Below are 13,186 nucleotides of genomic sequence, written 5' to 3'. Positions count from 1 at the left end.
GATTGACGTCGGTTCAGCGACGAAATCCGGACAGCTAACGCCAGAACTCCGGAATGGTCTCCGCAAGCCGCGGGCCGAGCCGCAGCGGCGCGATCTTTTCGGCCAATCCCGTTGCGTCGGAAATCTCGACGCCGACGCCGCAGATGGTCGCAGGCCCGGAAGCCGCTTCGAACCGTCCCTTCGGCATCTTTGAAATGAACCGGTTGAGCGGCTCTTCCTTTTCCATGCCGAGCGAGGAATCGTAGTCGCCGCACATGCCGGCATCCGACATATAGGCCGTGCCGCCATTCAAGATCTGTGCATCGGCCGTCGGCACATGCGTATGTGTGCCGACGACAAAGCTTGCGCGACCATCGACGAAATGCCCGAAACACTGCTTTTCGCTCGTTGCTTCCGCATGGAAATCGAAGATGATGGCGTCTGCCTGTTCCTTCAGCGGGCAGGCATCGAGAATGGCTTCTGCCGCCTTGAAGGGATCATCCAGCTCGGGATGCATGAAGACGCGGCCCATGATATTGGCCACGAGAACGCGCGCGCCGTTGCGGGCATAATAAAGCCCGGACCCACGGCCCGGGGTGCCGGCCGGATAGTTGGCGGGGCGCAGGAACTGGTCGTGCCGCTCGCTAAAAACCACGGCTTCCTTCTGGTCCCAGACATGGTTGCCTGTCGTCACGACATCGGCGCCGGCATTGATCGTTTCGAGAAAGATATCCTCGGTGATGCCGAAGCCGCCGGCGGCATTCTCGCCGTTGACGATGACGAAGTCGAGTCTCAGATCGGAGACGAGTCCCGGAAGGCGGTCCCATACCGCAGTCCGTCCGGTTTTCCCGACCATGTCACCCAGAAAAAGCAGCCGCATTCGCTATCCAATCGCTTCCGAAACGAAATTGAGTCCGCTCTCGGTCAAAATCGCGTCAAGACGGACATCATGCGGCTCAGCCGGTACTGATGGCACTTCTTGGCAATCAAATGCAATGCCGATGAGGCGCGGATTCAGGCCTTTTTCATGCAGGCGGGTGATCGCGCGGTCGTAATAGCCGGCTCCGTAGCCGATGCGGTGGCCGGTTTTGTCGAAGGCCGAAAGCGGTATCAGCATGACCCTTGGGTCAAGCACCGCCGCCTCGGGGCCGGGTCCGGACGTGCCGAATCCGCAAGGGACGAGCGGCGCACCCGGCACGAGCTCGCGAAAGACGATCGTGCTTTTATCGAGAATAATGGGCACGCAGAGCCGCGCGCCCCGCGCCCTGAAGTGTGCCATCAATGGCCTTATGTCTGCCTCCGAGCGGATCGGCAGAAAGCCGGAAACGACCGTGCCGGGCTCGATGTCGATCGCATCGCCGCCATGGGTAGCCATGGCCAACGCCTTTTCGATGCGCTCGTCGGCCGGGATGGCGTCCCGCGCCGCCAGACGCTCGTTGCGATATTGGGCTTTCAGCTCTTTCGGGGTCATCGGATCTTCGCAAAAATCTATGATATCACGAAAACATAATGAGCCGGCCACCCAATGCAATGCGCGAAAGCGACATGCGGCAATCGCATGGCCTATCCGGCATATCAGCCGTTACGGACAAGAGACATCTTGCCGTTGCCGTCGACATGCGCACGAACATTTTCATAGTTCAGCAGCGTCGAGTGATCGGTTTCCACGGGATGGGAGTGCGTCGCGGTAATGACAAGCACATCCGCGCCGGCTGCCTCGCCGGCCTTGATACCCGCCATCACATCCTCGAACACCAGGCAATCCGAGGTGCGCAGACCAAGGCGTTGCGCCCCGAGGATATAGCCCTGCGGATCTGGCTTGCCGACCTTGACATCCTCTGCAGTCACGATGAAGCGCGGCACAGGGATGCCTGCGGCATCAAGGCGGGCCATCGCCAGACGATATGGGGAGGACGTCACGATCGCCCAGCGCTCCGGCGGCAGGGATGCAAGAAAATCGATAGCGCCGGGCAGCGCGACCACGCCCTCGATGTCGGCAATTTCCGCTTCCATGATCAGGTTCGACTCGGCAACCGGATCGACTCCGGGCAGGTTCAATTGGCCGATCGTGTCGACGCCGCGCTTGCCATGCATGGTCGGCATGAACTTCTCGACATCGAGACCCTTGCTGCGGGCCCAATTGCCCCAGACGCGTTCGGCAGCGGCGATCGAATTGATGATCGTGCCATCCATGTCGAACAGGAAGCCGGAATAGGATTTGGCGAAGGCGGAAGACTGTGCGGCGGACAAGGCAGGCCCTTTCTAGAGCAATTCCAGCAAAAATGCGCAGCGGTTTGCTGGAATTGCGTAACGACAAAAAACAGAGCATTCCCGCGACAGCGTTTGAAGCGGAAATGCTTGAGGCGTGAAAGCGAATGACGGCGCCAGCCGCACTGCTCGCGATAGGTACTTCTTCCGACTAACCGCAGCCGTAGCAAGAAGCAAATGATTGCTGGGCGGCAAACCCCGGAAAGGTCCGCTCGCCGCGTTCGACTGCCTCCATATCGGAAGGAAGTGCCCGCATTATGGGAGAATATCGATGCGAGCGGCTGCGCAAATCAGCCGCCCGCATCGATCTGTCATTCGCCGAGACGGCTCTTCAGACCGTTGATGATATGGTTGGACAAAGCCTCATAATCATCGTCGAAGTGGTGGCCGCCGCTCATGGCGATGATTTCGGCGCCGGTGTCCTTGAGCAACGGGCACGCGACATCTTCGTCATCGTCCTTGCCATAGACGCACTGGACCATTTTCGGATTGATCGACTTGAGGTCCTTGATCGGATCTCCGCCCTTGCCTTCGCTCGATGCGCCGAGCCAACCCATGACCGAAATCACATAGTCAACCCTCTGTGAGAGCGACAGCAGCGACATCTGCACGATCTTGTCCTTTGCCGCTTGCGGCAGGCGATTATAGCTCGCCGGCAGCACGTCGGCGCCGAAGGAGTAGCCGACCAGCACCACATGCTTGACCTTGAAGCGCTTGGTGTAGAAATCGATGATCCGGGCGAGGTCATTGGCCGTCTGCTGCGGATCCCGCTCTGTCCAGAAATAATGCAGGGAATCGACGCCCACCACCGGAATGCCCTGATCCTGCAGATAGCTGCCAACTTCCTTGTCGATGTCGCGCCAGCCGCCATCGCCGGAATAGACGATGGCAAGCGTATCCTCGGTCGGCGTCGCTTCCATGATGTCGAGCGGCAGGCCGAGCGGCGACTTGGCGTCGTCGATCGACTTGATCAGGTCGACGAGCGAAGCCTCAAGCGTGGCATAGGTGTCGGTATTGCTCGAATCCGTGGTCTGGACCTCGGGATGGTCCTTCTGGATGTCTGTAACATGGTCACGGCCATCTTTCGGTGCATTCGCCGTGAAGCTCACCACGATCGGATCCGGCAGCGCGCCTTCCTGCAGGCCGAAGGACACCATGTCGCCATCGGTCTTCTTCTCGGCCGGCGTGCACAACTCCTGCTTCAGGGCGATACCGGCTGCCGGGTCAACGGCAAGCGTGCCTGCGACCGTAGCATCCGGGGTCTGGGCCGCGATCGTCAGCGCCATCGCGCCACCGGCACCGACGCCGGCGATGATCGGTGATTGATAAGTGCTGTCGGCAAAGGAGCGTTGCACCTGCTGGCTCAGCGATTCCAGGTCCGCGACGATGTAGATGCAGCCGTCGTTCTTCTTGACGTCGTAATTGTTGAGCGACGTCAGAAAGGACGGATAGTCGATACCGATGACGAGCGAGCCATTGGCGACGAGCTTGTCGGCAACGGCCTTCTCCTTGTCGCCCCAGCCGGCAAGATCGGAAATCAGGACGACTTCATTCGAGACCTTGCCTTGTGGGCGCATGATATGCGGCGACGGGATCATGCCCAGATCGTATTTGGTATCGTCGGCTTCCGCTCGTGCCTGACCCGACACCAGCAGGCCCGCCGACAACATGCAACCGAAAGCCAATGACATTGCGTATTTCAAAATCATTTCCTCACGACCCCCTTAAGTCCGCCCCCGATGAGGAATGTAGCATCCATCAACGCGATTATCGGACTCACACCGCCCGAAACAGCCAGATAGCGCGGCTGCCATTCGGGATGAAACTTTGATTTGAAGGCACGAAGCCCTTTGAAGTTGTAGAAGCGCTCACCGTGTTCGAACACCGTTCCCCCGACCCTATCCCAAACGGGTGCCGATTCCCGCCTCGACATGCCCGATAGCGGCGCCATGCCGAGGTTGAAACGATGAAAGCCCTCGCCCTTGAGGTATTCGAGGACCTGAACGAACAGGAAATCCATCGAACCTTTCGGGGCATCGGGCGAAAAGCGCATCAGGTCGACGGATCCTTCTTCCTTGGTCTCCGTCATCAGAATATTCGCAAAAGCGACGATCTTCCCATCCTTCTTCAATATGCCTACCGGCTGTGATCTCACATAGTCCGGATCGAACGCGCCCAGCGAAAAGCCTTTTTCCTTGGCATTGTGATCGGCCAGCCATGTGTCGGAAACATGGGCCAGATCGTCCATCACCTCCGCTATATCTTGGGGCTGGATAACGGCAAATTCTAGTCCGTCGCGAACTGCGCGGCTTGCCGTCTGCCGGAGATTGGCCCATTTGCCGCCTTTCAGTTCGAAATTCGACAGATTGACCACCGCCAGTTCGCCGAGTTTGAAGGCGCGCAAACCAGCGTCCGCGCAATAGGAAAGCAGTGCCGGCGAGATCTGATAGAAAACGGAACGGCAGCCGGCAGCGCGGGCCGTTTCGACAAAGCGCCAGATGAGGTCGGGGAGTGCGTGACGCGGGCCGACGGGATCGAAGAGCGCGATCCAGGAGCGGCCTTGCTTGCCATACATGATGAAGGCATCGCCCTTTTCCGAGAACATGATGTTCTTGTCGCCCATACGCACGAGATTGGCGTCGGCAATGCCCTGTCTGCGGACGATCTCGACCGCCCGCGCCACCACATCGCCCGTGACCGGCTCGAGCCGCTTCGCGGCCGGGCGCAGCAAGCTGAAGATCGCGATCGCTGACGACAGAATGGAAATGCCGAGCGCGGCGCGCAGCCCGCGCGGCGCTTCATCGGCGAATTCGAATTGCCACCAGAGCTGGTTGCTATATCCGACATCGCGATAGACGAAAAAGAGCACCACGACGGCACCGATGCAGATCACCGCGATAGCTGTCAGCCATCCGGCCGTGAGCGTCTGGCTCAAAAGCGATGCCGGCCGGTTGAAGAGCCGGCGGCTGACGACGAGACTGAAGATGAAGAAAGCCAGCAAGCCGGCTTCGACAACGGCGATGGCCTTCAGCAGCGACAGCAAAAGGGCGAATGCCGCCGAGAAAATCGATACCCACCATGCGCCGTCGAGCCGCTGCCCGAGACCGCGTGCGGCAACGACGATGGTCAGCCCGAGAAGGCTGGAAAAGAAATGCGCGCTTTCGACGACAGGCAGGGGCAGATAGTCGGACAGGACGATCAGGTTCTGGTCGGGCGTCGGCGTCACGCTCGAAAAGATCAACATCATGCCGAGCAGCAGCGCAAAGGCTGACAGCAATTGCGGCATCAGGCGGCCGCCGACACGGCGCATGCTCGATGCGGCGGGATGATCGACGAAGCGGCGAAGTTCCGCCAACGAGATCGCGGCAATCGCGATGACGAGCGGAATGACGTTGTAGATGACGCGATAGAGAACCAGCGAACTCAGCACCGCATCTTCGTTCACCGAGCTGCCGAGCCAGGCGATGATGATCGTCTCGAAAACGCCGAAGCCGGCCGGAACGTGGCTGAGGACGCCGAGACCGACGGCGATGGCATAAATAGCGAAGAAGCCCGGCCAGCCGATCGAGGTATCCGGCAGCAGCACGTAGAGCACGGAAGCCGAGGCGGCGATGTCGAATGCGGTGACCAGGAACTGCCGCGACCAGGTGCGCGAATCCGGCAGACGCACGGCAACGGGGCCGAGCCGAATTTCGCGGCCATTGCGTCCTGCAAAGACGACGAAGGCAAGCGCCGCGAGAATAGCGCCGGCAACGAGACGCAGCCAAAGGCCGCTGACGCTGATCAGTGGCCCGATCTCATCGGCGATGACAAGCAGCGCGATCGCGCCGACGGCGGCCAGGCCAAGGCCGAAGGCAAGCGTAACGAATGCGATGACACGGGTGATGTCGTCGGGCGACAGGCCCATCCGGGCATAGGCGCGATAGCGGATCGCACCGGCGCTGAGCGCGCCGAAGCCGGCGGTATTGCCCACGGCATAAGCGCTGAACGAGGTGAGTGCCACGTGCGGCAAGGGCAACTTCTTGCCGATATAGTCGAGTGCGTTCTGATCGTAGACGATCAAGGAGGCGAAGCTCAGCCCCGTGAAAAGCAGCGCCAGGAGCACCGAGGAGATCTTCGTCGTGGTCAGGGCATGCACGACGTCGTCGTAGCGGACTTCGTTGGTCAGATCATAGATCGCGTAGGCGGCTATGCAGAAGACTGCAACGGTGAGGACGGCGACGATCAGCGTGCGGTTGCGATTGAGGAAACCGACAATACCGCCACGCTCTTCCATTTCCTCATCGGCATTTTCCAGATCGATTGAACTCGACATGCTCTACCCGCTTGTTGACCTGGAGCGTGATGCCGAAAAGTGCAAGCGGTTTTCGGACAACATCACGCTCTATCTAATTTGATTCCGGAACCGGATGATTTCGGGTCGAATCGACATAAATTCATCCGGTTCCAGGTCGGCCCTGATTGTTTGGATCCTCAGTAACACCGACAGTATGTCTTTATGTTACAGTCCTGCATTTCTTTCATAGGCCCGTTTTGATGCGAGCCCCCATCATTCTAAATTTAGGCAATTTTGGCGCAGGCTAGGTTTCACCAGCGATGAATCTGTCGTTATTTGAGGGATTCTCTCACTCCGCCAGCTTTTGCACATGCTCTCGTTGCACAAAAGCAACCTTGATATCTCGCCTTGGGCGCAGCTCCCTATCAGGAATTGCCTGTCCGGTCACCTGCCCCAATGCGCCTTTCGAAGGCGGCTTGCGCGTGGAGAGAAAGGCGGACAAAGCCAAGTTTTGCGCGATCTCCCAGAATACGTCACAACGCTGAATAGATAACTTCACTATTCGCTCGATGAAACCCCGCAATCTGCGATTGGAAATACGATGGCAGACATAAATCGACTCATCCGCGTATGACCGCACGGATGAGTCGAGGGGCATTTTTCATAATATTAAGGCGCTTTAGCGATCCGGCGCCTCAGCCGGTTCGCCGCGCATCTCGCTGCGGAAGAAGCCTTCGCGCAGGTTGATGCCATATTCGACGAAGGCCTTCATGCAGCAAAGCATCTGGGTCCATCCCTCGCAATTCAGGTAGGTGCCGCGGCGGCCGGCTTCGTCGTCACGCCAGCCGGATTCTTCGATGATGACGAGCGTACCACCATCATCCAGAGCATCGAACGTCATCTCGACCCTGGTTTTGTAGCGGATGCCATCATCTCCATTGCCGCCTTCCCAGTGGAGGACGATACGCTTGCCGTCTTCCACTTCATTGACCTCCACAGGCGTATTCTTCCACCAGATGACTGTCGTGCCGGCCACCAGCGGCCCGCTCGCACCGCCGATGGTGGTGAAGTAGCTCGAGAGCTTCTTGGGATTGACGACAGCATCGAAGACCTCATCGACCTTGCGGCCGATCCGTCCCGAAATCCGAACATTCAATGTCATGACATCTCCTCCGTTGTCAGTTTGCCACCATCGCTCCATTGCGAATGGCCGCATTATGTTATAAAAACATAACATGTCAAACGAATCGGATAGCGACCTCATTTTCAAGGCCCTCGCCCATCGGCGGCGGCGCGAGATTCTGGACATGCTGAAGGATGCACCGCGCACGACAGGTACGCTCTGCGAGGCCTTTCCGGATATGGACCGCTGCACCGTCATGCAGCACCTGAAGGTTCTTGAGGAAGCGGATCTCGTCATCGCCAGGAAAGACGGGCGCGAGCGCTGGAACCATTTGAACAGCCTGCCGATCAAGCAGATTCACGACCGCTGGATCAGTGCCTACGCCGGCCACGCCCTCACCATTCTCGATCAGTTGAAGAGCGATCTGGAGAGCTAAGAAGCAGGACGCAACCGCTTGGAATGAAAACTACGTGGCGCTGTGCCGGCGCAGCAGCTCTTTCAGCCTGACGCTCGTCCCATCCTCGTCGAGCGGCGTATAGACCACCAGCTTCATATCGGGTCGATCCATAACCGCAAGCGCGGTATATTCGAATGTCATCATCCCGCCTTCGGGATGGCGCAACCGCTTGTGGCCAGCAAGAGGCCGCAAAACATCCTGCCTCGGCCACCATGCGCGGAACTCGGGACTTGCCCGCGTCAGAGTGGCAATCAAGCGTTCAAAATCGGGATCGCCGGCGTAACGGGCGCTATCGGCACGGAACATTGCGAGCGAATTCGCCGCCACGCTTTCCCAATCAACGAGAAGCTTCCGATGGGCGGGGTCTGTGAACACCCGATGGACGCTGTTGCGCGCATCCCCCTCCAGCAGACCATAATCTCCGAAAAGTGCGACAGCAGCTGCATTCCAGGCCAGCACATCCCAGCGTCGGCCTAGAACATAGGCCGGCTGACCGGCAAGGCTGACAAGCATGCGCTGTAGCGCGCCCGGCACATCCTCCGGCCCATGCAAGGGCAGATCTGCGGAGGGTCGATCGCTGAGCGTAAAAAGATGGCGCCGCTCGGCCGGGTCAAGCCGCAATGCGTCCGCGAGCGCCGATAGGACCTCCGCGGATGCGCGCACATCCCTGCCCTGCTCCAGCCATGTATACCAAGTGGTGCCGACACCGGCCAGGAGCGCGACCTCCTCGCGCCGCAGCCCAGGCGTTCGACGCCGAAACCCTTCGGGAAGACCAACGTCGGCCGGCATCAGCTTTTCGCGTCTGGAACGAAGGAAGGCGCCGAACTCGCGACGTCTGGCCTCGATGATCGTTTGGCTCGGATTGATGGTCATCGCTTATCATAGCAGGATCAATACTAGGATAAAGTGAGAACTGTTTGCCGTCTCCGCAAGCTGCCAAATATCGGTTACCGACAAGATGGAGACAGTGCCGATGAAGATGAGCGGCAAGACAATCCTCGTGACCGGTTCGACCGATGGCGTCGGCCGCCGGGTCGCGGAAAAGCTGGCGGCAGCGGGAGCCCTCGTACTGGTGCATGGCCGCAATACGGCGCGGGCCGAGGCTCTGGTTTCGGGCATCCGCGATGCTGGCGGAAAAGCAGTCTTCTATCCCGCGGACTTCGCCTCGCTGGATGAGGTCCGGACATTGGCCGATACGATCGAACGCGATCACGATCGCCTCGATATCCTGATCAACAATGCCGGGATCGGCACGGGAGGCAACGATGCGGGACGCAAGATAAGCCGTGACGGGCACGAGCTACGTTTTGCCGTCAACTACCTGGCCGGATTTCTTCTGACGCATCGGTTGTTGCCGCTCTTGAGAGCGAGTGCCCCCGCCCGCATCGTCAACGTGGCCTCCGCCGGCCAGCAGGCAATCGATTTCGCCGACGTCATGCTGATACGCGGCTACAGCGGTGTACGTGCCTATTGCCAGAGCAAGCTGGCGCAAATCATCTTCACCTTCGACCTTGCCGAGGAATTGATGGGCACAGGCGTGACCGTCAATTGCCTTCACCCGGCGACCTATATGGATACGACGATGGTGCGGCTGGCCGGCGTTGCGCCGCTAAGCAGCGTCGAGCAAGGCGCCGACGCCATCCTGAACCTGGCAACGAGCGACGCTTTGGACCGACGCACCGGTCTCAATTTCGACGGATTGCGCCCTTCGCGCGCCAATGCCCAGGCCTATGACGCGGCTGCGCGCCGCAAACTGCAAGCACTCAGCCAAAGCCTCACCGCCCTCGCATGAACCCTCAACATCTACCCACTCGCAAACTCCCTAGCCAATAGAAAGGAGAGACTCATGTCGTCTCAACATACTGTCATTATCGGTGGCTCGTCCGGTATCGGCCTTGCGACCGCTGCCCATCTTCTCGAGAAAGGACATCGGGTGACGATCACGGGCCGCGATGCGGCAAAGCTGCAGGCGGCGGCGCAGAGCCTGGATGGCGATATCGCCGCGATAGTCATGGACGCCGCCGACCTCGCCGCTCTTCCCGCCGCCTTCCGAGCAATCGGCCCGCTCGACCATCTCGTCCTGGCACTGGGCGGCGGCAACGGCGCCGGCCCGTTCACCGCGGTTGATCTTGCCGATGTCAGGAAAGGCTTTGAGCAGAAGACGCTGGCGCATTTCGCCTGTGCACAGGCCTGCCTGCCCTATCTGTCGAAGCAGGGCAGCATCACCTTCGTCTCCGCAGTATCCGCGCAAGCCGCCATGCCCGGGACGGCTGGATTAGGCGCTATCAACGCGGCCATCGCTGCGCTGGCACCGATACTCGCGGTCGAACTCAAGCCGATCCGGGTGAACTGCATTTCGCCCGGTGTCGTCGACACGCCCTGGTGGGATTTTCTGGGGGCGGATCAAAAGGAACCGACCCTTACCGCCTTTGCTGCACGAACACCCGTCGGCCGCGTCGGCAGACCGCAGGAAGTTGCCGACGCCATCGCCTTTCTGATCGGCAACGGATTTACCAGCGGCCACACGCTGATCTGCGACGGCGGCATTCGTCTAGGTCAATAACCTCAGTAACCTCAGCGCCATCGCCGGCCGTAACGGCGATGGCGTTCCTCAGCTTTCAGCCCGAACACCCGCCTGAAGCTGCGTGAGAATTTCGATCAGCTTCGGCGCCATGTCGCGAATTTCGACCAGATGGATCGAGCTGAGCTGCTGCAGAACCTTGTCGGACTTTTCCGTCAAGTGCAGGGTCTGGCGGCGCTTATCCGCAGGGTCGGGCTGGCGTGTAACATATTCGCCATCGATCAATCGCCCGACCAACTCCGTAGCAGTGTGGGGAGCAATCAACAGCTTCTCCGCCAATGCGCCGATCGTCATCGGCTCGCTGGCACGGTTGCCCTTGATGGCCAGAAGCGCTTGGTGCTGCTGCGGCGGCAACCCCGCCTCTTGCGCTGCTGACGTGCTGAAATCCGTGAATTTGCGCAGGGTGTAGCGTAGCGTGGCCAACGCCTCGTAATCCGCCTGCGACAAGGTTTCATCCGAATTCCGCACCATCACATCGTCCTCTTTGCCGCAGCCGGCAATCTTTGTTGATTTATATCGCATTACGATATAATTGCCATCTCGCGCCAAAATGCAATCGACTGACAGGCGCGCACGCTTAGAGCAATTCCGGGAAAAGTGCGAAGCGGTTTTCCGTCCGGAATGCGTAAAAACAAGGAGATGGAGCATTTTCGCGGCTCGAAGAAAGGCGGAAACGCTCTGGCACAGAAGGTCGGCAATGCAGGACACCCCCACCCTACAAAGTAACAGGCATGATTTCTCCGGCGGAGCGTCCCGGAAAGACAATGGCGATTTCACCACCGACAAGCGCGTGCTGCTGTTGATCTCCATGGCGCTGGTGGTCGGCACCGGCGGCGCTTTCGCGGCATGGGCGCTGATCAAGTTGATCGCACTCGTCAGCAATGCCGTCTGGCTATTCAAGATCAGCACGGAGCCACTGTCCTTCACCGCCGTGGCACGCTCGCCCTGGATGGTGGCGGCACCCATCATTGGCGGCCTCGTCATCGGCTTCATGGCGCGCTACGGATCGGAGAAAATCCGCGGGCACGGCATTCCGGAGGCCATCGAGGCCATCCTGATCGGCGGCAGCCGCATGTCGCCGAAAGTGGCGGTGCTGAAGCCGCTGTCATCGGCGATCTCGATCGGCTCGGGCGGTCCTTTCGGTGCCGAAGGCCCGATCATCATGACGGGCGGCGCAATCGGTTCGCTCTTTGCCCAACTCTTTCATCTGAGCGCCGCCGAGCGCAAGACCCTGCTCGTCGCCGGCGCCGCAGCCGGCATGACTGCCGTATTCGGCACGCCGATCGCAGCGGTCATGCTCGCCGTCGAACTGCTATTGTTCGAATGGAAGCCGCGCAGCTTCATCCCCGTTGCCGTCGCAGCCTGCGTCTCGGTCGTCTGGCGCCCACTCCTGATCGGCAGTGGCGCGCTGTTTCCTGCGCATTTCGATATGACGCTGTCCTGGTGGGGAATTCTGCTCGCCGCCGGCCTCGGCATCGTGTCGGGCCTGCAATCCGGCCTGCTGACCACCCTGCTCTACAAGATCGAAGACGCCTTCGAAAAGCTGCCGATCCATTGGATGTGGTGGCCGGCCCTCGGCGGCCTCGTCGTCGGCCTTGGTGGATTGATCGAGCCTCGCGCACTCGGTGTCGGCTACGATATCATCGCCGACCTCCTGAACAACCACATCGCCACGGCCGCTGTGCTGGCGATCCTGCTGGTCAAGGCGGGAATCTGGCTGGTCGCCCTTTCCTCCGGCACGTCGGGCGGCGTACTCGCACCGCTCCTCATTCTCGGCGGCGCGCTCGGCTGGCTCGTCGGGCTCGCACTACCCGGCGATCCCGGCTTCTGGGCGCTGCTCGGCATGGCGGCAATGATGGGCGGCACCATGCGCGCTCCGCTGACCGGCACCTTCTTTGCCACGGAACTGACCGGAGACATGGGCGCGCTGGTGCCTCTGCTTGCCGCCACGGTAGCGGCCTATGCCGTAACCGTGCTGCTGCTGCGCCGCTCCATCCTTACCGAGAAGATCGCCCGGCGCGGTCAGCACATCACCCGCGAATACGGCATCGATCCGTTCGAACTCACTCGCGCCGCCGATATCATGATCGCCAAGGTGGATACCCTGCCCGCCTCCATGCGTCTATCCGAAGCTCTGACGCATATGACGGAGCGGCTGGATGCGCATCGCTTCTATCCTGTTGTCGAAAGCAATGATCGCCTGGTCGGCATGATCTCGCGCGCCGACGCCCTGCGGTGGCAGAGTGAACCGGATCTGATGGATCAAACGCTTTACGACGTGATCTCCGACACGGCCATTCCCGTTGCCCATCTCGAGGACACGGTCGGCCGCGTTGCCGACATCATGATCCACGCCGATACGGGTCGCGTCCCCGTCGTCGAGGCGCAGACCGGTCGGCTTGTCGGCCTGATCGCCCGCAAGGACCTGCTGCGGCTGCGCAGCGCGACCAACCGGGCCGAACTGGAACGGGGCGTCTATCTGGGCTCGAAAAGTTAAGGGGA

Annotated in this window: 12 protein-coding genes; 4 read left to right on the top strand and 8 right to left on the bottom strand. The window is 60.2% G+C overall.

The window, feature by feature from the left end:
• Window positions 1-34: 34 nt before the first annotated feature.
• From GGD46_RS05835 to GGD46_RS05810, 6 genes are all read right to left on the bottom strand, one after another.
• The gene (locus GGD46_RS05835; RefSeq protein ID WP_184702706.1) at window positions 35-859 is read right to left on the bottom strand and encodes a YmdB family metallophosphoesterase; all 825 of its coding nucleotides are present in this window, start codon (window positions 857-859) and stop codon (window positions 35-37) included.
• Between the two features lie 3 nt (window positions 860-862).
• A complete protein-coding gene (locus GGD46_RS05830; RefSeq protein WP_184702703.1) occupies window positions 863-1,450 on the bottom strand; it encodes a 5-formyltetrahydrofolate cyclo-ligase in 588 nt (195 codons plus the stop codon).
• 104 nt (window positions 1,451-1,554) lie between these two features.
• Window positions 1,555-2,229: an HAD family hydrolase gene (locus GGD46_RS05825; RefSeq protein WP_184702701.1), complete on the bottom strand. Its 675-nt coding sequence runs from the start codon at window positions 2,227-2,229 to the stop codon at window positions 1,555-1,557.
• A gap of 329 nt (window positions 2,230-2,558) precedes the next feature.
• Window positions 2,559-3,956: a virulence factor gene (locus GGD46_RS05820; protein ID WP_184702699.1), complete on the bottom strand. Its 1,398-nt coding sequence runs from the start codon at window positions 3,954-3,956 to the stop codon at window positions 2,559-2,561.
• Window positions 3,953-6,523: a bifunctional lysylphosphatidylglycerol flippase/synthetase MprF gene (gene mprF / locus GGD46_RS05815; RefSeq protein ID WP_246806231.1), complete on the bottom strand. Its 2,571-nt coding sequence runs from the start codon at window positions 6,521-6,523 to the stop codon at window positions 3,953-3,955. The genes GGD46_RS05820 and mprF overlap by 4 nt, the downstream gene beginning before the upstream one ends.
• Before the next feature lie 679 nt (window positions 6,524-7,202).
• Window positions 7,203-7,685, bottom strand: coding sequence for an SRPBCC domain-containing protein (locus GGD46_RS05810; RefSeq protein ID WP_184702694.1), 483 nt, complete (start codon window positions 7,683-7,685; stop codon window positions 7,203-7,205).
• Window positions 7,686-7,758: 73 nt separating this feature from the next.
• Between GGD46_RS05810 and GGD46_RS05805 the strand changes: the two genes are divergently transcribed.
• On the top strand, window positions 7,759-8,082 hold the full coding sequence (locus GGD46_RS05805; RefSeq protein ID WP_184702692.1) for a helix-turn-helix transcriptional regulator: 324 nt from the start codon (window positions 7,759-7,761) through the stop codon (window positions 8,080-8,082).
• Window positions 8,083-8,112: 30 nt separating this feature from the next.
• Here the strand turns inward: GGD46_RS05805 and GGD46_RS05800 are convergent, their stop codons facing one another.
• Window positions 8,113-8,976 (bottom strand): helix-turn-helix transcriptional regulator, encoded by an 864-nt coding sequence (locus GGD46_RS05800; protein WP_184702690.1) that lies wholly within the window; start codon window positions 8,974-8,976, stop codon window positions 8,113-8,115.
• A gap of 100 nt (window positions 8,977-9,076) precedes the next feature.
• Between GGD46_RS05800 and GGD46_RS05795 the strand changes: the two genes are divergently transcribed.
• Both GGD46_RS05795 and GGD46_RS05790 read left to right on the top strand, forming a co-directional pair.
• Entirely contained in the window at window positions 9,077-9,895 is an 819-nt protein-coding gene (locus GGD46_RS05795) for an SDR family NAD(P)-dependent oxidoreductase (RefSeq protein ID WP_184702688.1), read from the top strand.
• A 54-nt stretch (window positions 9,896-9,949) separates the two neighbouring features.
• Entirely contained in the window at window positions 9,950-10,666 is a 717-nt protein-coding gene (locus GGD46_RS05790) for an SDR family oxidoreductase (RefSeq protein WP_184702686.1), read from the top strand.
• Between the two features lie 48 nt (window positions 10,667-10,714).
• Here GGD46_RS05790 and GGD46_RS05785 read toward each other — a convergent pair whose 3' ends face one another.
• On the bottom strand, window positions 10,715-11,155 hold the full coding sequence (locus GGD46_RS05785) for a MarR family winged helix-turn-helix transcriptional regulator (protein WP_184702684.1): 441 nt from the start codon (window positions 11,153-11,155) through the stop codon (window positions 10,715-10,717).
• 226 nt (window positions 11,156-11,381) lie between these two features.
• On the opposite strand from GGD46_RS05785, the gene GGD46_RS05780 reads away from it, so the two are divergent.
• The gene (locus GGD46_RS05780; protein ID WP_184702681.1) at window positions 11,382-13,181 is read left to right on the top strand and encodes a chloride channel protein; all 1,800 of its coding nucleotides are present in this window, start codon (window positions 11,382-11,384) and stop codon (window positions 13,179-13,181) included.
• Window positions 13,182-13,186 lie beyond the last annotated feature (5 nt).

Origin of the sequence: Martinezella lusitana, from assembly GCF_014207095.1 — a bacterium.
In the GTDB taxonomy this organism is placed as follows: domain Bacteria; phylum Pseudomonadota; class Alphaproteobacteria; order Rhizobiales; family Rhizobiaceae; genus Rhizobium; species Rhizobium lusitanum_B.
The sequence above is the reverse complement of the archived record's forward strand: the minus strand, read 5'-3'. Positions and strand labels throughout refer to the sequence as shown.